Here is a 19610-nt window from a genome sequence, read left to right as displayed (position 1 = left end):
CTCAGCGGCGGCGGGTGCAGACCTGCTTGGAACGGGCCACGGTGTCGGTGGACCAGGCAACGGCGACGGTGAAGCAGAAGTCGTTGGTGCGGTTGAGCGCGTAGATGACGAAGCTGGTGGTGCCGGCGGGCAGCGTCGCGAAGATGTTGTGGGTCTGGCCGGTGCGGCCGCCCGCGATGACCACCGGGCCCTCGCCGCCGGCCGGGTAGGTCCAGTTCAGCGCGATGCTGTCCCGGGTGTCGCGCAGGGTCACCGCGCTGGGTGGGGTGCCGGGCGCCGCGGCGGCAGCCGACGTGGGTGCCGAGCCGCCCGGGGCAGGCGCGGTGCTGGCCGGCGCGCCGGCGGTGGGAGAGGCGCTGGCCGGCGGCGGGGTCGGTTCGTCGTCGCCGTCGACCCGGGCCACCCCGGCGATCACCGCCGCCGCGCCGAGGAGCACCACGACCACGCCGGCCACCAGCACCGGGACCAGCCGGTTGCGCTGCTCCGGCGGTGCACGGTGCACGGGCACCGGCAGCAGCCGCGACGGCGTGTACGGCTCGACCTGCGCGTACGGATCTGGCCGCGCGTACGGGTCGGACTGTTGGTGCGGGTCGGGCGACGCGTACGGGTCTGCGGGTCGGTGCAGTCGGTAGACCCCGGGTCGCTCCTCCGTGCCGCCGGCCAGCCCGACCACCGATGGCGGCACCGGAGGCTCCGTGGGCTGGGGCGACGGCTCGTCCGCCGCGTCGGTCGACCATCTGCTGCCCGTCGACCCGACCGCCTCGTCGGAGGGCAGCCGGGGGTTCGGCACCGCCCCGGCGTGGTGGGGTGCGGCTGCCTGCGGATGGTAGCCGGATTCGGTCGGCCCGTCGCCGTGCGGTGGGACGCGGGCGGCCGGGACGACCGGTGTGTCCCGCGCTGTCGGCGGGTTGTCCGCGCAGGCGTGGTCGGGACTGGCCGCCGCCCGGGCCAGGGCCGCCACCTGGGTGGCGAGCGGGTCGTCGGCGGGCAGATGCTGTCGGCACAGCTCGCGGGCGAGCGCCAGGTTGTCGTGCGCCTCGGCGAACTGCCCGCAGTCGCGCTGCATCGCCCCGAGCCGCGCCAGCATCTTGATGCCGCTGGGGTGCCCGTCGCCGTACACCTCGCGGTGCAGCTCCCAGGCGTCCTGGAGGCGGTCGCGCGCCACAGTGCACTGGCCGCGCGCGTACTCGACGGTGGCCAGGTCGGCGTGCGCGGCGAGCACCCGCAGTGACTCCGGGCCGTCCTGCGCGGTCAGCTCGATGATGACTTCCTGGTAGAGCCGCGCCGCCCGGGAGTGGCTGCCGACCCGGTGCAGCACCGCGGCCAGGGTCGCCGCCGCGGCCACGGTGCGCGGGTCGGCGCGGCCGTGCAGGCGGGTGGTGGCCGCGTACGCGAAGGCGGCCCACCCACGGGCCGAGTGCGGCTCGCCGAGGGCGATCAGCACCCGCGCCTGGAGGCTGGCAGCCTCGGCCAGCTCGGGGGTGGCGTTGGCCGGGCGGGGGTCGGCGTCGGTGAGCGCGTCGGACAGCAGTTGCTGCGCTCCGGCAAGATCGCCGGAGGACACGAGGTGGTGCGCCTGATCAGTCAGTTCACCGAAGCCGGAAGACACGCCCCATCGTGCTCATCCGACGACGGTAAGTACAAGACCCGCGCCGGTGTCGATTGGTCAGGATCCGGTCAGGTGCTCGGCCAGGGTCTCGCTGATCCGGCGCAGCTGGTCGACCTGGGCGGGGCTCAACGCGTCGAACAGGTGTTGGCGTACCCCCTCGACGTGGCCGGGTGCGGCGGCCGCGAGGGTGGCGAAACCCTCGTCGGTGAGCAGCGCGATCTGCCCGCGCCGGTCGGTGGGGCAGTCCTCGCGGCGCACCCAGCCGGCGGCCTCCAGCCGGGCCACGGCGTGCGAGAGCCGGCTGCGCGACGACCCCGCGGCCTGCGCCAACTGGCTCATGCGCAGTTGACGACCGGGGGCCTCGGAGAGCTGGACCAGGATCTCGTAGTACGCGTGCGGCATGCCCGCGTCGCGTTGCAGCTCACGGTCGAGAGTGTCCATCAGCACCCGGGAGGCGGTGAGGTACGCGCGCCAGGTGCGCTGCTCGTCGGGGTCCAACCAGCGGGTCATGACCGCCATCATACTCCCGATGGTTGAATGTTCAACTAAACCGCGCTAGCCTCGGGTCATGGGTATCCACCGGCTCAACCACGCGGTCCTCTACGTCAGTGACCTCGCCCGCAGCGTCGAGTTCTACAGCGACGTGCTGGGCTTCCGCCCGGTGGCGATGACCCCGGACGGCTTCCGGGGCGCCACCTTCCTCCAGGCCCCCGACTCCACCAACGACCACGACCTCGGCCTCTTCGAGATCGGCGCGGGCGCCGGGCGGTCGACAGCCGGCCGGTCCACCGTCGGCCTCTACCACCTCGCCTGGGAGGTGGACACGCTCGACGAGCTGGCCGCCACCGCCGAGCGGCTCGCCGCTGCCGGCGCACTGGGCGGCACCTCCGACCACGGCACGACCAAGAGCCTCTACGGCAAGGACCCGGACGGTCTCGAGTTCGAGGTGGTCTGGCTGATCCCGGCCGACCTGCTCGACGACACCGCGCTGGCCGCCCGCAAGCAGATCGGTCGGCTCGACCTGGACGCCGAGCGGCAGCGTTACGGCGGGCAGACCCGGGGCGGGGTGGGGATCTCCGTCCCGGCCTGACCGCCCGTGCTGTAGAACGGACCGATGCCGACCGACCGGACCACTGATTTCCTCCGCGAGCTGCTGGTCCGCCAGTTGACGACCTGGCTGCCCGCGGCCCTGCACCGCTCCCGGCGGGCCACCATAGCCCTCGCGGGCGCCGACGCGGGCAGCGTGGAGGCCGCGCTGCGCCTGGTCGCCACGCACGGTGACCAGGTGCGCGGCCGGCAGGTGACGCTGCTGGTGCTGGCCGATGCCGCCGCCGACCTGCCGGCCCGACTGGGCCCGATCGAGGCGGAGCTGCCCGCCGAGGTCACAGTGCACCTGCTGCCCGGTGAGCCGTACCGGCTGCCGGTCGCGGTGAAGGCCGCCGGGGCGGCCGGCGCGCCGCTGTTCTCCTTCGTGGATCTGCCCGGCGCCGTGACGCCGAAGCTGCTCACCGCCGCTACCAACGGCCGGACCGGAGAGCTGCTGCTGCACACCGCCGACAGCGCCCGAGACGTGCTCGTCTCTGCCGGCTTCCCCCTGGTCGCCGAGGTGGCACCGGTGCTGTCCGGCGGAGAGGCCGCCGGGGTGGTCGCGTTCGGCAGCCGCTCCGACCGGAGCCTGGAGGCGGTCCGTGACGCGCTCTGGGCGGTCGCCGCGGACCTCGGCGTGCGCTACCGCGACCCGCTGGACCCGACCGGCACGACTGTCGACGTGGTCGGTGATCCCGACCTCGAACCGTTGGCCCACGAGCTGTTGGCCGAGTTGCGGGCGGGCGGGCCGCGGCCGGTGACCGAGCTGCGCCGGCACACCCTCACCGCGACCGTCTACCGTGCCGCCGACGCCAACCAGGCGCTCGTCGAGCTTGTCGACGCCGGCGCCGTGCGACGCGAACGCGAGTCCGGGCGGCTGGCCGGCGACGAGATCATCACCCTGGCGCGCTGAGCGCCCCCCGTCGCGCCCCCCGCCCACGCGATCTTGCACTTTCTGCTCCGGCATAAGGGCTATTCCACGCAAAACAGCGACAGAAACTGCAAGATCGCCGAGGTGGGCCGAGGGCGGGCCGGGCCGGGGTGGGGCGGGGGCAGACGCCGAGCGGGGTGCCGGTGAATCACCGGCACCCCGCTCGACTCCCGGGATGCTTACGACCGGGACTTGTCCTGCTTCCAGCTCAGCGGACCCGGCAGGTCGACCCGGTGCGCACGGGCCTTGGAGTTCCAGGACCAGCGACCGATCTTGATGCTCCACGAGGAGAAGCCGTTCTCGGTGAAGTTCAGGATGATCGGACCGTACTTCTTGCGCTTGCGAAACATGAGGCCCATCGGAGGTCTCCCCTCGTCACCGTTCCCTGCCGTGTCGAGATCGAACATGCCCGAACCGACAACTTTTGAAACCCTCTCGCTGTCCGCCCTGGACGGTGGCCCACCAGGCACGACAATCTCTATTCAACAGATAGGTGTTGCGGCACGGTAAACCCTGGTCGGGGCGCTCCGTAACATCGGCAGCGATAGAAGTCCCATCTTCTGGAAGGTCGTTGACCGCTCGTTCCGATCCCGGGCAGCATGGGGTCATGTCGCAGCGGGATGAGCTTCTCCTCACCGCTCGTGTGCACGTCGACCTGGTCCGGCACGCGAGCGCGCTCTGTTGAGCTGACCGGTCCATCCGGCTCGGCTCCAGCGCCGCACTCCCACCGCCCGCCCGCTCAACGCGGAGCAGCGTGCCCGCACGCCCTCACCCGGGCGTCCCCGCTCCCATCGTGGACAGATCAGGAGACTCCTCATGTCCCCACCCCGTCGTGCCGTTCTACGTACCCTCACCGCCGTTACCGCGCTGGTCGTGCTCACCGCCACCACCGGCTGCGGCGGTGACGCGGCAGCCGACGGCGCCCAAGCCAGCGAGCTGCGCTACCAGGGCTCGGTCGGTCAGGTCACCCTCCCCGAACTCGCCGCCGACCTCGGCTACCTCGACGACGTCAAGCTCAAGTGGATCGGCAACGTCACAGGTGGTCCGCAGGACATCCAGGCCACCGCCACCGGGCAGAGCGACTTCGGCGGCGCCTTCAACGGCGCCATCGTCAAGCTCGCCACCGCCAACGCCCCGATCACCGCGGTGGTCAGCTACTACGGCTCGGACGCGCAAACCTTCCAGGGCTACTACGTGCTCGACGACAGCCCGATCCGCAGTCCTCGCGACCTGATCGGCAAGAAGGTAGGCATGAACACCCTCGGCGCGCACGCCGAGGCCGTGCTCAAGACCTGGCTCGCCCGCGGCGGTCTCACCCCCGCCGAGATCAAGCAGGTCGAGCTGGTCGCCCTGCCACCGGTCAACACCGAGCAGTCGCTGCGGCAGCGGCAGATCGACGTCGCGGTGCTCGGTGGTGTGATCCGCGACAAGGCGGTCGCCAGCGGAGGCATCCGCACCATCTTCACCGACTACGAGCTGCTCGGCGCCTTCAGCGGCGGCACCTACGTCTTCCGCGACGACTTCATCAAGCGCAACCCGGAGACGGTCAAGGCGTTCGTCACCGGGGTCGGCAAGGCCATCGAGTGGGCCCGCACCCAACCTCGGGAGACGGTGGTCGCCCGGATGCGGGACATCATCGGCAAGCGCGGCCGCAACGAGGACCCTTCGCTGGTCGCCTACTGGAAGAGCAGTGGGGTCGCTGGCCGTGGCGGAGTGATCGGCGAGCAGGAGTTCGGCACCTGGATCGACTGGCTCGCCGCCGAGGGCGAGCTCAAGGGCGACCGTCCGAAGCCCGGCGACATCTACACCAACCGGTTCAACCCCTTCGTGGACGGGGGGAACGCGTGAGCACCGACAAGATCCTCTTTGATCGGGTGAGCAAGACCTTCCCGGTCCGCGCCAGCCGGCGTGGCGGCGCCGGCGCGGTCACCGCGCTGGACGCTGTCACCCTTGGGGTACGCCCCGGCGAGTTCATTGTCGTCGTCGGCCCCAGCGGCTGCGGCAAGTCCACACTGCTCGACCTGCTCGGCGGGCTCACCGAGCCGACAGCGGGGCGGGTGCTCGTCGACGGTCGGCGGGTCACCGGTCCCGGCCTGGACCGGGGCATCGTCTTCCAGCAGTACGCGCTGCTGCCCTGGCGCACCGCCGCCGGCAACGTGGCGTTCGGCCTGGAGGCCAAGGGGGTACCCCGCGCCGATCGTGCGGCCCTGATCGAGCACCACCTCGACCTGGTGGGCCTGCGCGGGTTCGCCGACCGCTACCCGCACGAACTGTCCGGCGGGATGAAGCAGCGGGTGGCCATCGCCCGCAGCCTCGCGTACGACCCGGACGTGCTGCTGATGGACGAGCCGTTCGCCGCCCTGGACGCGCAGACCCGCGACTCGTTGCAGGACGAGTTGGTGCGGATCTGGGCCCGAACCGGCAAGACCATCGTGTTCATCACCCACGGCATCGACGAGGCCGTCTACCTGGGTCAGCGGGTGGCGGTGCTGACGTCCCGGCCCGGGCGGCTCAAACAGGTCATCGACATCGACCTCGGCGACCGGGACGCGGTCGAGGACGTCCGCTCCACCGACGCGTTCCGCCACCACCGCCACCAGATCTGGACCCTGCTGCGGGACGAGGTGCGGGCCGCCCAGGCGGCCGAGGGCACCGGCGTCCGCCATACCGAGGAGGCCCGCGTTGGTTGACATCGCCGAACGTCCCACCCGACTCGTCGGTCCACCCACCGCGCCCCGCGCTGCGACCGACGGTGCCGTTCCCGGTCGCGCCGGTCGACTGCTCGGCGTCGGCGCGAAGGTGCTGCACCGCACCGTCGCGATCGCCGCGCTGGCCGCGATCTGGGAGGGCGCACCCCGGTTCGGGCTGGTCGACCGGGTCTTCCTGCCCCCGCTGTCGGAGGTGCTGGTGGCCTGGTGGGAGTTGCTGCGCAGCGGGCAGCTCGCCGAGCACGTGGGCGCGAGCCTCACCCGGTCGTTGGCCGGGCTGGGCCTGGCGGTGCTCACCGCCATCCCGCTCGGGCTGCTGATCGGCTGGTACCGGCCGCTCGCCGAGCTGCTCAGCCCGCTGCTGGAGGTGTTCCGCAACACCGCCGCGCTGGCCCTGCTGCCGGTGTTCGTGCTCATCCTCGGCCTGGGGGAGACCTCCAAGATCGCCCTGGTGCTGTACGCGTGCTCCTGGCCGATCCTGCTGAACACCATCGCCGGGGTGAAGGGCGTCGATCCGCTGCTGATCCGGTCGGCCCGCTCGATGGGGCTCAACCACCTGCGGCTGTTCCAGAAGGTGATCCTGCCGGCCGCGGTGCCGACCATCTTCACCGGCGTCCGGCTGGCCGGGGCGTACTCGATCCTGGTGCTGGTCGCGGCCGAAATGGTCGGTGCGAAGGCCGGGCTCGGCTACCTCATCAACTACGCGCAGTACAACTTCGCGATCGCCGACATGTACTCCGGGATCATCACGATCTCCGCCATCGGCCTGGTCGTCAACCAGCTCCTCGTCGCCCTCGAACGTCGCTTCTCCACCTGGCGCGTCGACGTCTCTGCCGGATAGGACGGACTCCAATGACCCGAACCCTGCACCTCAACGCGTTCCTGATGGGCGTCGGCCACCACGAGGCCGCCTGGCGACACCCCCGCACCGACCCGCGTCGGGTCACCGACGTGCGGCACTTCCAGGAGCTGGCCCGGATCGCCGAACGCGGCACCCTCGACTCGCTCTTCCTCGCCGACGGTCTCTCGGTCGGGCCGAACCCCCGACACAACATCCAGGCCGTCTTCGAACCGCTGACCCTGCTCGCGTCGCTCGCCGCGGTGACCGAACACATCGGTCTCATCGCGACGGTCTCCACCACCTACAACGAGCCGTTCCACGTCGCCCGCAAGTTCGCCTCGCTGGACCACCTCAGCGGCGGCCGGGCCGGCTGGAACATCGTCACCTCCGCCCAGGAACGGGAGGCGGTCAACTTCAATCGGGACAGCCACCCCGAACACGCCGACCGTTACCGGCGGGCGGCCGAGTTCGTCGACGTCGCGGTCAAGCTCTGGGACAGCTGGGAGGACGACGCGCTGGTCTTCGACACGACGGCCGGGGTGTTCGCCGACACCGACCGGGTGCACGAGGTGGCGCACCGGGGGCCGGAGTTCCAGATCCGTGGCCCGCTGAACATCCCCCGGGGGCCGCAGGGCCGACCGCTGCTGGTGCAGGCCGGCTCGTCGCCGGACGGGATCGCCTTCGCCGCCCGCTACGCCGAGGCGGTCTTCACCGCGCAGCAGACCCTCGCCGACGGGCAGAGCTTCTACGCCGAGCTGCGCCGGCAGGTCACCGCCGCCGGCCGGGACCCGGACCTGGTGAAGGTCCTGCCCGGTATCGCGCCGGTGATCGGCGGCACCGAGGCCGAGGCGCAGGCGCTCGCCGCCGAGCTGGAGGAGCTGATCGTCCCCGACTACGCACTGGCCCAGCTCTCCGGGATGCTCGGCATCGACCTGACCGGCCTGCCGCTGGACGGGCCGCTGCCGGAGCTGCCGGCCGCCGGCACCGTGCAGGCCCACCAGAGCCGCTACCAGCTCGTCACCGAGCTGGCCCGCCGGGAGCAGCTCACCATCCGCCAGCTCATCGGTCGACTCGGAGGTGGCCGGGGTCACCGGGTCGTCGCCGGTACGCCGGAGCAGATCGCCGACCAGATCGAGCTGTGGTTCGCCCAGGGCGCCGCCGACGGGTTCAACATCATGCCGCCGCACCTGCCCGGCGGGCTCGCCGACTTCGTCGACCACGTGGTGCCGGTGCTGCGCTCCCGTGGGCTGTTCCGCACCGAGTACACCGGTCGGACGCTGCGCGAGCACTACGGCCTGCCCCGACCGGCCAGCGCGTACGCCGCGTCCGCCCTGGTGCCGGCATGACCACCGTGGAGCGCCTCTCGGCGGACATCACCGAGCTGCGACCGGTGAACCCGGACCTGTTCCGCGCTCTGCTGCGGCGGCAGGCCAGCAGCGTCACAGTGGTCACCGCTGTCGCCCGCGCCACCGACCCGGCCTGCCTGGGTGGGATCGGCGCGCCCCTCCGGGCGGGCTTCACCGCTACCTCGTTCACGTCGGTGTCGCTGGGCCCTCCACTGGTCTCGTTCTGCCTCGGGGTGGCGTCGTCGAGTTGGCCGGTGCTCGCCCGCGCCGAGCACGTCGCCGTGCACCTGCTGGAAGCCGGGCAGCGGGAGGCCGCCACTGTCTTCGCGACCAGCGGCATCGACCGGTTCGCCGCGTACCCGGACTGGACGTCCGGACCGTTCGGGGTGCCGCTGCTCGACGGGGTGCTGGCCCGGTTGCTCTGCCGGGTGGTGCACCGGGTGCCGGCCGGCGACCACACGCTGGTGATCGCCGAGCCGCTGGCGCTCGGCGACGGCGGCGACGGCGCGCCGCTGGTCCACCACCGCGGTGGCTACACCACCGCCGTCTCCCCGTGACCGCAGTCACCACGGCCGATCTGCTCGCGTTGGACCGGGCCGCCCAGGACCTGCTGTTCCGGGCGGCCCGCACGGCCAACTCGTTCACCGACGAGCCGGTCAGCGACGCCCAGGTCGCGGCGATCCACGACCTGATCCGCTACGGGCCGACGGCGTACAACGGTCAGCCGCTGCGGGTGCTGCTGCTCCGTTCGGCGGCGGCTCGGGCGCGGCTGCTGCCGTACGTCTCGTCGAGCAACAGGGCGAAGACGGCCAGCGCGCCACTGGTGGCGGTGCTCGCCGCCGACGTGGACTTCCACGAGCGGCTGCCCGAGCTGTACCCGCACCGGCCGCAGGCCCGCGACTGGCTGAGCGACAGTCCGTCCCGCGCCGAGCAGGCCCGCTTCAGCGCGACCCTCCAGATCGGTTACCTGCTGGTGGGCGTACGGGCCGCCGGGCTGGCCGCCGGCCCGATGGCCGGGTTCGACGCGGCGGGCGTGACCCGCGAGTTCTTCCCCGGCGGCCGGCACGAGGCGCTGCTGCTGCTCAACGTGGGCCACCCCGGCCCGGACGCCTGGGAGCGGCGGCTGCCCAGGCTCAGCACCGAGGAGGTGGTGTGGACGCTGTGAGCGGACCCGAGGTCAGCGCGGCTCCCACGCGTCGGGCAGCGCGGTGAGCTTGCGGACGTGCGCGGGCAGTCGACCGCTGACGATCTCGGCGAGGCTCACCTCGTCGACGACCCGCCGAACGGCGGCACGCACGGCCACCCACAGGCCGGGCAGGTTCTCCGCCGAGCCCTCATACCGGGTCTCCTCGGGACGCAGCCCGCGGACTCCGGCCAGCGGGCCTTCGACGGCGCGCAGCACCGCGCCGACTGTCACCTCACGTGGTGGGCGCGCGAGGGTGTAGCCGCCCTCGGCGCCGCGCTGGGCGCGGACGATGCCAGCCCGGCGCAGATCCGCCAGGACCGCCTCCAGGAACTTGCGGGGCATGTCCTGCTCCGCGGCGATGGCCTGGGTGGACAGCAGCGAGGGGTACGCGGTGGCGAGGCTCAACGCCGCCCGTACCGCGTAGTCGCCGCGCGCGGAGATCTGCACAGTGCCATCATGCCCGCCCGGTGCCGCCCGGCCCTCCGGCGGGCGACCCGGGTCTCGTGGAGTGCCCGCCGTTTGCGGGTTCGCCCGGGGTGGCGGGGCGGAACCAGCCGCCGTTGACGCCCGTCGACTCCGCCGGCGGTCGAGGTCGGACCACCCGGCCGGCCACCTGTTGATCCCGGGCGGCCCGGAACGCGCCGGGGCTGACGCCGACCTCGCGGGTGAAGAAGCGGCCGAAGTTGGTGGGTTCGGAGAAGCCGAGCCGCCGGCCGATCTGGGCGATCGGCTGATCCGTCGCGGCCAGTAACCGGCCGGCCTGCAACGCGACCCGCTCGTCGATGACCTGTTTGGCGCTGCGACCGGTGACGGCCAGGCAGGCCCGGGTCAGGGTCCGCACCGAGCAGCCGAGCTCGGCCGCATAGTCCTCCACCCGCCGGGTGTGCGGGTAGCCGTGCTCCACCTCGCGGCGGAACCGGTGAAACGTCTCGTCCTCGGGTCGGGCCGGCGACCGGTCGTCGTGGGCCACTGCCAGCCGCAGCAGCAGCACTGCCAGTTGATGCCGGAGCAGCGCGCGGGCGGTGGGGCCGTCGGGGTGCCGCCGACAGTCCACCGCCAACTGGCTCACCTCGCTGATCACCGCGTCCTCGTCCTCGCCGGCCAACTGCCGCCAGGTCGCTGTCGTGGTCAGGTCGACGTCGAAGCCGTGCAGCGCCTCGGCGTCCCAGGCGACCACTGTGGCGTCGAACTGGGGGCCGGCGCAGCGCAGCACCTGGCCGGGGTGGACCCGTAGCAGCGTGCCGGGCCGGCACGGCAGCAGGTGAAAGTCGAGTTCCGCGTCGCCGTGCCCACGCGTGGTGAGAATCAACAGCTCCCGCTCGACGATCACCGGCCGACGCCAGCCCGGGGCACCGGCAAGATCGGCCAGCGCGAACGTGGCTATCTCGTCGGTCACGGGAGACGCCGTTCCGATCGATGGCGCGGGGGAGGAATCGGTGGAGACCATCGCCTGCGACGGTAGCCCGAACCGCAGGTCACCGCATCCCGATCGACGTTCGCAGCGGGAATCCGCGGCAGGCTGCGGGCTTGTCCCGGTCCCGGCGGCCGGGCTACGTTACCCGGCGGTATCGCCGTCGGTCCGCGGTCCACCCGGTTTCCGCCGGTCACCCGACCGGCCGGCGGCACCCGCCGACTCGCGATGGGATGGGTATGACGCAGCTGTTTTCGGTCGAAGGCAAGACGGTTCTGGTCACCGGCGGCTCGCGAGGGATTGGGCTGATGATCGCCCAGGGCTTCGTCCGGGCCGGTGCACACGTGATCATCTCGTCGCGCAAGGCGGACGTCTGCGAGGCGGTCGCCACCACCTTGTCCGCCGAGGGCCGCTGCGAGGCAATCCCCGCCGATCTGAGCGACAACGCCGGCGCCGAGGCGTTGGCCGCCGCCGTACGCGAGCGCTTCGGTCGCCTCGACGTGCTGGTCAACAACGCCGGCGCGACCTGGGGCGCACCGCTGGAGGACTACCCCGAGGCCGCGTTCGACAAGCTCTGGGCGGTCAACGTCAAGGCCGTCTTCCGGCTCACCACGGCGCTGCTGCCGGCGCTACGCGCCGCCGCCAGCGCCGACGACCCGGCCCGCGTGATCAACATCGGGTCGATCGACGGCATCCGGGTGCCGATGATGGAGGTGTACGCGTACTCAGCCACCAAGGCGGCCGTGCACATGATCACCCGCAGCCTCGCCCACCAACTCGCCGGTGAGCAGATCACCGTCAACGCGATCGCGCCCGGCCCGTTCGAGAGCAAGATGATGGCGTTCGCGCTCGACGACCCGGCGAGCCGAGCCGCCATCGAGCAGCAGGTGCCGCTGGGCCGCATCGGCCGCCCCGAGGACATGGCCGGAACCGCCATCTACCTCTCGTCGCGCGCCGGCGCATACCTCACCGGGGCTGTCATTCCCGTCGACGGCGGCATCACCACACACGGCTGAGCACCGGCCGACCCGGGGAAGCGCTGTGCGCGTACTTCCTGGGTGTGTGCCGGGGCCGCGCGGACTCGGCAGATCCGCGCGGCCCCGGTATGGCCGGTGTTGCAGGTTCGGGCGGTCAGCGACCGGCGAGCAGCCGGTTCACCGCCGTGTCGACGTCCAGGTGCTCGGCCTCACGGCCGCGCGGGACGACGACGTAGGTCCGTCGAAGGAAACGCACCAGGACGCTGCGCGGCACCTCGAAGAGGGCGTTGCCGTCCGGTGACGAGAGGGCCAGCGCGACGAAGTCGCCGCGCGGTGTGGCCCAGGGCCAGACCCGCACATCCCCGATGCCGGCCGGCTCGTCCAGGCCGGTGACCAGAAGTTCGCGAGCGAACGACCAACTCACCGCCTCGCCCCCTGCCGATTCGGCATGGAACAGGACATGGACCGCATACGGGTCAGCAGGGTCGTAACGCAGGCTGGCACGCACCGGCAAGGCGGTGGCGTCAGGTGCGACGAGCCTTAGCGACGTCTCGACCTCTACGGTCGTCGGTCGGATGACACTCATGGACGTTCTCCCCCCGGCACCGCTGCGGAACGCGCGTGTCCCGCTTTTCCCATACTCAGGTGCTACTCCTGGCTACGCTCCGCCATACGCTGACTTCACCCAGTGGTGGGAAGGGGGACGGAAAGGCCGCGTGAATGTGAGAATTCATGTAGGATTTCCGGTTCTGCCCAGTGCGTGATCCCGCCCGGTATCGGGTGGCTCAGTCGTCGACTTACTCCGGTAACGTCCAGTCGGCCGTTGCAGTGACGGGCCCGAGCGACACTGGGGGGTGAAATGGTGACGAAGCAATCCTCAGTGGATCCGGCGGCGGCGCCCGGCCCGCCGAAAGTCGCGGTCCGAGCAGCCGAAAAGCGGGGGTACGGAGTGCCGATGGAGCAGCCCGAACGGGCCGGTCGGCCGGCGTCCGACGCCGGTCGTCCCGGCGGTGATGGCACCGATGGTGGCGGCGGCAGCGGTGCTGGTCGCGGTGGCGACACCGACGCTGGCCGTGGTGGCGGAATCGCCGTGCAGGAGCGACCGCGTCGGCCCCGCTGGCGTGAGCGGATCTCGCTGACCCTCGACCTCATCCGCGCCAACCCCACCGGCCGGATCGCACTCAAGATCTTCATCGCGATCGCCGGGGCGCTCGTGGTGACCATCGGCATCGCTCTCATCCCGCTCCCCGGGCCGGGCTGGCTGCTGGTGATCGCCGGCCTGGGCATCTGGGCCGTCGAATACCACTGGGCGCGCCGGCTGCTCGGCTTCACCCGCCGCCACGTCCACGGATGGACACGCTGGGTGACGAGACGGTCGCTGCTGGTGCGAATCGTGCTCGGGTCCGTCGGCCTGGTCTTCGTGGCCACGGTGGTCTGGCTGTCCCTCAAGTACAGCCTCGGCATCGACGTGATCGCCGAGGCGATGCACTACATCGCGACCCACTGACCCCGGATTTCCGGTCCCGTTCCACGATCGGGTAGAGTCAGTGGCGCTGAGGGCGATTAGCTCAGTGGGAGAGCGCTTCGTTCACACCGAAGAGGTCGCTGGTTCGATACCAGCATCGCCCACTCTCAGTTCGTGCAGGTCAGAGGCCGCTTCCCGAGTTCGGGAGGTGGCCCTTCTGCTGTCGGTGCGGCGGGCGTCGTGGACGGTGATCGGCCTGACGTCCGTAGTGGGTGGTGAAACAGGTCCGGTCTCGTGCCATGCCTTCCGGCCCCCCTGCTTCAGCCTCATCGATGGCGTAGTAGGCCAGGTAGGCGGCCACCCTGCCATCGGCCACCTCGCCGTTCGGGACGTTGATCCGTCGGCCACGGGCCTGCCCGGGGGACACGCGCGGCATCCCCTCTGCGGCCTCATCGCGGCGCGCGGCGCCAACCCTCGCATGACTGTCCAGCTAGCAGGCGTTGGCCCATAATCCGGGGATGGAGATCATCCCTGGGATCGGCGTTGACGCGGTGAGGATCGATGACCCACGCGGGGTGGTTGAGCAGAGGCTCGGGCCTCCAAGCCGCCCCGGGACACACGGCAGGGCCGTCTATAACTCGGTCGACCCGATGCTCATCGTCACGTACGACCAAGATGACGTCGTTGAACTCGTCGAAGTCGGCTATGGCGTACACGACCAGGTCTTCTTCGACGGCGTGCAGCTGACCTATCGGTTCATGGACGAGGTGATGGCCGACCTCGCCGCCAAAGGGCACCTCGGCACTCCGTCCGACATTGGGTTTGACCTGCAAGCTGGATTCGCGATCTTCTCCATGGCATCGCTGTCCGCGCGCGAGTTGGACCCGCGTGCGCCCGAGAACGATCCGCGTCGCATCGTTGAGGGCGTGGGCATCGCGCCCTACTCCTACTTCACTGATGACCAGCCGCCCTCGGACGGCACCGCCCAGGAACTCGAAGCCTGGTTGCGGCAGCGAGGGGTGCTGTCGGCAGCATCGTGACCGTCTCAACACCGACCCGGTGTCGTCTACTTCACCGTCTGCATCGGCTGTCCGGTCAGGACGCCGTAGCCGACAGTAGCCAAGATCATGACGCCGGCCACTGCGATAGCCACGCCGATCAGCCGGTCCAGCAGGATGAAGCGCGCTAGACGCTCCTCGTGCGGGACGTTTGGTAGCCAGCGCCACGGCGGAACTCGCCGTAGCAGGCTCGCGGCGGACATCGACCGTCGCATGTGCCACTCGGTGACGCCACGAAAGTTGCTGGCCAGGGCGACACCTACCAGGCTCACAGACGGGCCTATGACGATTGCCGCCACGATTCGCCACGTCTCCATCTGACCCCTCCGGTGTGGTTAACGGATCTTAGTTGGTCACCGCAGCAGTTGGGTGACCAAGTGAGTGACGAAGGGCCCGGGAACATTTATGTCGGCGTGGGAGGCGGCGCGTGGCGTGTGAGGGGTAATGAGGCGACAGGCAGGCCGGTAGCGTTGGGGGAACAGCGACCTGGTGCCGACGGCGCGTCCCTCGCTACGAGGAGGTCCGGGATGGATTCTCTGCCGGAGTTGACTTTCGGGCAGCGGTTGAAGGTTTACCGGGAGCGGTCCGGGAAGACTCGTGCGGTGCTCGGAGGGTTGGTGGGTCGTAGCGCCGAGTGGGTCAAGGCAGTGGAGACCGATCGCATCCTGCCGCCGCGCATTCACATGCTGGATCGCATCGCGCGTGCTCTCAAGGTCGAGGTGGCTGCCTTGGTCGGGGAGTTGAGCGCCCGGTCTGCCGTGGTCAACGGGCCGGAGCATCCGGCGCTGGCGTCGGTCCGGGACGCGGTGAACCGCTTCGCAGTCTTCGACGAGGCTTCCCCGGAGTCGTTGACGGGCCTGAGGGAACGGCTTGCGATGGCATGGCGGGCACGCCATCAGTCGTCGGACCACCGTACGGTGCTGGGCGGACTGCTGCCGGGGCTGCTGCGCGATGTGCAGCGCGCCGCGTTGGCGTACGAGGGTGATGAGCGTCGGCAGGCTCAGGCCCTGCTGGCGGAGACGTTCGGGCTGACGCAGATGTTCCTTGCCTATCAACCCGCTGCCGAGTTGTTGTGGCGGGTCGCGGACCGAGCGATGGTGGCGGCGCAGGAGTCCGGCGACCCGGAGGCGGTGGCGTGCGCGGGATGGTTCCTGTGCCAGGTACATCGGGATGCCGGTGACTGGGACACCGCTATGGCAGTGACACTGGACCTCCTGTCGGCGCTGGAGCCGCGTACGGCCGACGGGAACACGAACCTGTTGGCGCTCTGGGGCGCGTTGAACTTCGAGGCTGCCTACACCGCCGCCCGTGCTGGCGAGGAAGGCCGGGCCTGGCGGTACTGGGACCGCGCGGATCGGGTGGCCCAGCGCCTGCCGCAGGGCTTCTATCAGCCGCAGACGTCGTTCTCACAGATCATCATGGGCGCTCACGCGGTGACCGTGGCGGTGGAGTTGCAGAAGTCCGGTGAGGCGGTGCGACAGGCCCGCCGTCATGATTCCGCGGCGATCCCGTCGAGGCCGCGCCGGGCACGCCATCTCATCGAGGTCGCGCGGGCGCACTACGGCAAGGACGACAAGGACGCGGCCGTGATGAGCCTCCGGCAGGCGTACGAGTCGGCCCCGGAGACGATCCGCTTCAACGGGTACGCCCGCCAGATCACCTTGGACCTGCTCGACGGCCCACGTTCCACTCGTGACGATGCCCGTGACCTTGCGATCAAGGTCGGGCTTCTCTCGTGATCCAGGGGTAGGAACCTTACCCATTCCGCTCCGCGACCCACCGTAGCTTCTTGCTCACGGGATGCGGCGGGCGGTGCGGTATTGCCTGGCCGCCGCGTCTCTCAGCTTCGAGGGCAGGAAGCCGTCCTCGTGCTCGAACGAGGATGGGCCAGGGAACCGAATTCCGCGCGGCCACGAGCCCGCGCTGCGTAGTGGAGCGCACGTCGGCCGCGTCGGCGAGCTGGCGGCCGTGGCGGGGTTGCACTTAGGGCGCCTCCGGCGGGCTCCGGCTCCAGGCTGGCCGGGGTTGCGTCGGCGGGTCACTGTCCATGGGTGGTTGGCGGTAGGCCGTCCCACTGTGGGTCGATGGCAGACGGGACGGCGAGGTGGTCGCTCCAGAATGGATGAGCGCGGGTGCTGCTCTGAGTCAACGAGTTCATCGCCGTGTCGAAGACCGTCGCCTGCGCCCCCTCTTGATCAGGGCACCGAACAAGCCGGCACACACAACCGAACAGACGGCCATGACTACCGCTGCGAATGGATCACTATTGGGGCCTGACAAAATTGTCACCGAGGAAATTCCGAACAAGATGACAAGAAAAGGTAACAACATGCGTGCCGCAGCACGGTGATGACGCCTATTGTGCATGGTGTCAATCCGCCGTTGCTCGGCACTGAGATCCTTCTCCCACGGGGTGTTGAAGGGCCAGTTGGCAAGCCAGGCCAATGCAGCCAGCCCTCCACCAACAAACAGCACAGTGGCGGCGGCTTTGAAGAACATGCTCTACCTCCATAAGTCGTCAGGCCAGGCGGAGCCGAAGGCATTGGTGAAGGGGTTATGGCCGGCGGGGCAATGGGCAATAAGGTGTGGTGTGATAGTGACTGGTAAGCCGTCGGCTGCCACCCGAGGTCAACGGCCCTAGGTCGCGGATGGGGACGGACCTCGCCAGACGAAGCGCTCAGAACTTGTAAGGGAGTCGTCCGGGTTCGCGCTGTGCCAGCGAGAGTTTCCCCGTGCCTGCCGCGAGCTTACTGCTCGGCCCAGTGGCGAAAGATCTCCTGCACCGCGGTGTGCCAGGGGACCCCGCCGTCGTCGTAGCCTTTCCCCGGGGCCCCGGTCGTCGAGTTGACAACGAGGGCTGCGAGCGACGGTTCACCGGCCTCGATACACAGGTCCGAAAGCTTGTCTAGCACTCGGCCCATGTGGGTGCCCAGGGCGACTCCCGTCATGCCTATCGCTAGACCCAGCTCCTTGTACGTCACCAGCGAGCGACGGCGAGCTGCCAGAATGAGAGCCGCCCGCGCTTGAAGGGCCTGCTGTCCTGTCTCTGTCGATGCCACATGGACATACTGCCGCCGTGATCTTCGCATCGAAAGGGGTGGCCAGGGATCCATGGCCAAGATTTGGATTATACGCCGAACGATCTAGGGGGTCAGGCTACGACTGCCTGGCCTTTTCGCTGCTCAGGGCACCTTCGCTCAACGCAGCGCAACTGCTTTCCTAAACTGTCTGTCGGTCGAGCTGGCTCGGATGTACCCGGAACAGGCGTTGTCCGTCCTCGGCTTCGACCCCGCACGGTGCGGTCGAGACGACGAGTGCCTCGTCATCTCGGCCGACGAGGCTGCACATGATGTGGACAGGCGCAGGCAGGCGATCCTCAAGGCGCGACTTGTCAGCGGTGAAGACCGGGACCTTGTCGACGAAGTACCAGGACGTGCTGTTGACGTCGACGAGGCGTACCCGCACCCAGCCCGGGAAGTCGTGGCTGATCCACGAAACTGCTTCGCAGCGGAGGTGGGCCTCTTCGGGAGTCACGAATCGATCGTGCCGGGTGCCTGCGCCGGTGGCAATATTGCCGGACGCCCGCCGTCGCGGACGGATGGCGCAGCACGAGTTTGAGGACTGCACCGACTGAGTGGGTGGCGACCAGTGGTTGACCCTGCGATTGGCGACGCCCCGGTCGCGCGCTCTGCGTGACCGATCACGCGATCGGGCCCCGGGGCGTCCTCGCCGTCTGGGTCTAGGACGGGAACACCGTGCGGAGCACCTCGGAGACCAGTGGGCGCAGCTCTGGTGGGTTTGCTTCGAGGCGAAGGTTCAGCAGGGTGATGATGCGGCTGCGGACTCCCGGGTGGTCGTTGGCCAGGACTATGCGCAGGCCGGTTTCTTGGAAGGCATGCCGCAGGTCGGCGCACGGATCGTCTTCGGCGTCGCTGCCCGTGACGCGCAGGTACGAGCAGTACCAGGCGTCGGCCGCGCCGATGATCTCGTAGTCGGTTCCCGTTCGGAGATATTCGAGCAGCCTGGTCTGGACGCGTCGGCGGCCGAAAGCAGCGAGCGCTGGTCTGATGTGTCGTTGGGTGTGACTTGGGTCAGGTTCGTAGACGGCTGCGAGCATCAGCGGTTCGAACAACCCCACCGGCTGCGGTGGTACCGCCTCCCGCATGATCATCAGGGCCACCCTGCATTGCCAATGCCGCCGGGCCTGCGGGTCGTTCCGCTCGTCGCCGGAAGGTGCCAGCGGCGCCGCGAGGTTGAGCAGGTCGAGTACGTCGACAAGAGACCGCTCGTACCGGTCATAGCGCTCGAAGCGACCCTCGTCCACGGCCGAGACTCTACGTCGGCGCATGTGGCGACCACAGCCTGCGCATGCAAGCAGTGGGCGCCGGAGACTGTCAGAATCGTGATGACGGAGCCGGTGCGCGGATGCGGGGAGAAGCATGAGCGATTTCAACGACAAGATCATCGCGGAGTTTCGCGCCAACGGCGGGCAGGTTGGCGGTCAGTTCGCCGGCGCCCCGCTGCTGCTGTTGCACACGGTCGGTGCCAAGAGCGGCCAGCCTCGCGTGAACCCGATGATGTACCAGAAGGTGGACGGCGGTTATGCCGTGTTCGCGTCCAAGGGCGGTGCGCCTACCAATCCGGACTGGTACTACAACCTGCTCGCTCACCCGAAGGTCCATGCGGAGATCGGTACGGACAAGTTCGAGTTGGTCGCGAGAGTTGCCGTCGGTGACGAGCGGGAACGGATCTGGAGCGCGCAGAAGGCCGCGTATCCAGGCTTCGCCGACTACGAGCGGAAGACCACCCGCGAGATCCCGGTCGTCGTACTGGAACCTGCGCGGTAGGCAGAGACGGCACAACTGATCTGATGCGTGGATCCGTCGGGGGGGGGGCGGCCGCCCGCGGCCCACAATGGGCGACGGGGGGGAACGGTTTTGGGGGGGGTGCCCGCGCCAGGTGGGGGTTGTGTTGGGGTGGAGCCGATTCCGG

24 protein-coding genes and 1 tRNA gene are annotated in these 19610 nt (G+C 70.0%); 15 read left to right on the top strand and 10 right to left on the bottom strand.

Annotated elements, in window-relative coordinates; all coding sequences use genetic code 11:
* Position 1: 1 nt before the first annotated feature.
* Both AB0C19_RS32835 and AB0C19_RS32830 read right to left on the bottom strand, forming a co-directional pair.
* Positions 2–1609 (bottom strand): tetratricopeptide repeat protein, encoded by a 1608-nt coding sequence (locus AB0C19_RS32835; RefSeq protein ID WP_357191693.1) that lies wholly within the window; start codon positions 1607–1609, stop codon positions 2–4.
* A 57-nt stretch (positions 1610–1666) separates the two neighbouring features.
* Positions 1667–2128: a MarR family transcriptional regulator gene (locus AB0C19_RS32830; RefSeq protein ID WP_357191713.1), complete on the bottom strand. Its 462-nt coding sequence runs from the start codon at positions 2126–2128 to the stop codon at positions 1667–1669.
* A gap of 49 nt (positions 2129–2177) precedes the next feature.
* Between AB0C19_RS32830 and AB0C19_RS32825 the strand changes: the two genes are divergently transcribed.
* Both AB0C19_RS32825 and AB0C19_RS32820 read left to right on the top strand, forming a co-directional pair.
* On the top strand, positions 2178–2699 hold the full coding sequence (locus AB0C19_RS32825; protein WP_357191691.1) for a VOC family protein: 522 nt from the start codon (positions 2178–2180) through the stop codon (positions 2697–2699).
* Between the two features lie 24 nt (positions 2700–2723).
* On the top strand, positions 2724–3608 hold the full coding sequence (locus AB0C19_RS32820; protein ID WP_357191689.1) for a hypothetical protein: 885 nt from the start codon (positions 2724–2726) through the stop codon (positions 3606–3608).
* A gap of 197 nt (positions 3609–3805) precedes the next feature.
* Here AB0C19_RS32820 and AB0C19_RS32815 read toward each other — a convergent pair whose 3' ends face one another.
* Positions 3806–3985, bottom strand: coding sequence for a DUF4236 domain-containing protein (locus AB0C19_RS32815; protein WP_030333600.1), 180 nt, complete (start codon positions 3983–3985; stop codon positions 3806–3808).
* 248 nt (positions 3986–4233) lie between these two features.
* Here AB0C19_RS32815 and AB0C19_RS32810 point away from each other — a divergent pair, with 248 nt between their 5' ends.
* From AB0C19_RS32810 to AB0C19_RS32780, 7 genes are all read left to right on the top strand, one after another.
* Complete coding sequence (locus AB0C19_RS32810) at positions 4234–4311, top strand: putative leader peptide (protein ID WP_349881247.1); 78 nt, start codon at positions 4234–4236, stop codon at positions 4309–4311.
* 131 nt (positions 4312–4442) lie between these two features.
* Positions 4443–5474, top strand: a complete 1032-nt coding sequence (locus AB0C19_RS32805; RefSeq protein ID WP_357191686.1) for an ABC transporter substrate-binding protein — start codon at positions 4443–4445, stop codon at positions 5472–5474.
* Positions 5471–6316, top strand: a complete 846-nt coding sequence (locus AB0C19_RS32800) for an ABC transporter ATP-binding protein (RefSeq protein WP_357191684.1) — start codon at positions 5471–5473, stop codon at positions 6314–6316. The genes AB0C19_RS32805 and AB0C19_RS32800 overlap by 4 nt, the downstream gene beginning before the upstream one ends.
* A complete protein-coding gene (locus tag AB0C19_RS32795) occupies positions 6309–7175 on the top strand; it encodes an ABC transporter permease (protein ID WP_357191682.1) in 867 nt (288 codons plus the stop codon). Before AB0C19_RS32800 ends, AB0C19_RS32795 begins: the two co-directional genes overlap by 8 nt.
* A gap of 11 nt (positions 7176–7186) precedes the next feature.
* The gene (locus tag AB0C19_RS32790) at positions 7187–8521 is read left to right on the top strand and encodes an LLM class flavin-dependent oxidoreductase (RefSeq protein WP_357191680.1); all 1335 of its coding nucleotides are present in this window, start codon (positions 7187–7189) and stop codon (positions 8519–8521) included.
* The gene (locus tag AB0C19_RS32785) at positions 8518–9078 is read left to right on the top strand and encodes a flavin reductase family protein (RefSeq protein ID WP_357191678.1); all 561 of its coding nucleotides are present in this window, start codon (positions 8518–8520) and stop codon (positions 9076–9078) included. Before AB0C19_RS32790 ends, AB0C19_RS32785 begins: the two co-directional genes overlap by 4 nt.
* Complete coding sequence (locus AB0C19_RS32780; protein ID WP_357191676.1) at positions 9075–9686, top strand: malonic semialdehyde reductase; 612 nt, start codon at positions 9075–9077, stop codon at positions 9684–9686. The genes AB0C19_RS32785 and AB0C19_RS32780 overlap by 4 nt, the downstream gene beginning before the upstream one ends.
* A gap of 12 nt (positions 9687–9698) precedes the next feature.
* On the opposite strand, the gene AB0C19_RS32775 is transcribed toward AB0C19_RS32780, so the two are convergent.
* Together AB0C19_RS32775 and AB0C19_RS32770 are read right to left on the bottom strand one after the other, a co-directional pair.
* Complete coding sequence (locus tag AB0C19_RS32775; RefSeq protein WP_030333674.1) at positions 9699–10154, bottom strand: Rrf2 family transcriptional regulator; 456 nt, start codon at positions 10152–10154, stop codon at positions 9699–9701.
* A gap of 7 nt (positions 10155–10161) precedes the next feature.
* The gene (locus AB0C19_RS32770; RefSeq protein WP_357191674.1) at positions 10162–11154 is read right to left on the bottom strand and encodes an AraC family transcriptional regulator; all 993 of its coding nucleotides are present in this window, start codon (positions 11152–11154) and stop codon (positions 10162–10164) included.
* A 203-nt stretch (positions 11155–11357) separates the two neighbouring features.
* On the opposite strand from AB0C19_RS32770, the gene AB0C19_RS32765 reads away from it, so the two are divergent.
* Positions 11358–12134, top strand: coding sequence for a glucose 1-dehydrogenase (locus AB0C19_RS32765; protein ID WP_357191672.1), 777 nt, complete (start codon positions 11358–11360; stop codon positions 12132–12134).
* A gap of 115 nt (positions 12135–12249) precedes the next feature.
* On the opposite strand, the gene AB0C19_RS32760 is transcribed toward AB0C19_RS32765, so the two are convergent.
* Positions 12250–12681 carry an SsgA family sporulation/cell division regulator gene (locus AB0C19_RS32760; RefSeq protein WP_007457244.1) on the bottom strand — a complete coding sequence of 144 codons (432 nt, stop codon included), beginning with the start codon at positions 12679–12681 and terminating at the stop codon, positions 12250–12252.
* A gap of 273 nt (positions 12682–12954) precedes the next feature.
* Between AB0C19_RS32760 and AB0C19_RS32755 the strand changes: the two genes are divergently transcribed.
* The 3 genes from AB0C19_RS32755 to AB0C19_RS32745 all read left to right on the top strand — a co-directional run bounded on the left by AB0C19_RS32755 (position 12955) and on the right by AB0C19_RS32745 (position 14600).
* Complete coding sequence (locus AB0C19_RS32755) at positions 12955–13602, top strand: PGPGW domain-containing protein (RefSeq protein WP_357191670.1); 648 nt, start codon at positions 12955–12957, stop codon at positions 13600–13602.
* Between the two features lie 50 nt (positions 13603–13652).
* A tRNA-Val gene (locus AB0C19_RS32750) sits at positions 13653–13724 on the top strand.
* A gap of 354 nt (positions 13725–14078) precedes the next feature.
* Complete coding sequence (locus AB0C19_RS32745) at positions 14079–14600, top strand: hypothetical protein (RefSeq protein ID WP_357191668.1); 522 nt, start codon at positions 14079–14081, stop codon at positions 14598–14600.
* A 26-nt stretch (positions 14601–14626) separates the two neighbouring features.
* On the opposite strand, the gene AB0C19_RS32740 is transcribed toward AB0C19_RS32745, so the two are convergent.
* Positions 14627–14935 (bottom strand): hypothetical protein, encoded by a 309-nt coding sequence (locus tag AB0C19_RS32740; protein WP_357191666.1) that lies wholly within the window; start codon positions 14933–14935, stop codon positions 14627–14629.
* Between the two features lie 210 nt (positions 14936–15145).
* Between AB0C19_RS32740 and AB0C19_RS32735 the strand changes: the two genes are divergently transcribed.
* Positions 15146–16357 carry a helix-turn-helix transcriptional regulator gene (locus AB0C19_RS32735; RefSeq protein WP_357191664.1) on the top strand — a complete coding sequence of 404 codons (1212 nt, stop codon included), beginning with the start codon at positions 15146–15148 and terminating at the stop codon, positions 16355–16357.
* A 415-nt stretch (positions 16358–16772) separates the two neighbouring features.
* Here the strand turns inward: AB0C19_RS32735 and AB0C19_RS32730 are convergent, their stop codons facing one another.
* The 3 genes from AB0C19_RS32730 to AB0C19_RS32720 form a co-directional block, all read right to left on the bottom strand.
* Complete coding sequence (locus AB0C19_RS32730; RefSeq protein ID WP_357191662.1) at positions 16773–17117, bottom strand: hypothetical protein; 345 nt, start codon at positions 17115–17117, stop codon at positions 16773–16775.
* Positions 17118–17837: 720 nt separating this feature from the next.
* Positions 17838–18152, bottom strand: coding sequence for a hypothetical protein (locus AB0C19_RS32725; protein WP_357191660.1), 315 nt, complete (start codon positions 18150–18152; stop codon positions 17838–17840).
* A 205-nt stretch (positions 18153–18357) separates the two neighbouring features.
* Positions 18358–18942, bottom strand: a complete 585-nt coding sequence (locus tag AB0C19_RS32720) for a hypothetical protein (RefSeq protein ID WP_357191659.1) — start codon at positions 18940–18942, stop codon at positions 18358–18360.
* 115 nt (positions 18943–19057) lie between these two features.
* On the opposite strand from AB0C19_RS32720, the gene AB0C19_RS32715 reads away from it, so the two are divergent.
* A complete protein-coding gene (locus AB0C19_RS32715; RefSeq protein WP_357191657.1) occupies positions 19058–19465 on the top strand; it encodes a nitroreductase family deazaflavin-dependent oxidoreductase in 408 nt (135 codons plus the stop codon).
* Positions 19466–19610 lie beyond the last annotated feature (145 nt).

Source organism: Micromonospora sp. NPDC048842, from assembly GCF_040649935.1.
GTDB lineage: Bacteria > Actinomycetota > Actinomycetes > Mycobacteriales > Micromonosporaceae > Micromonospora > Micromonospora hortensis.
This window is presented reverse-complemented; position numbering and strand designations above follow the sequence as displayed.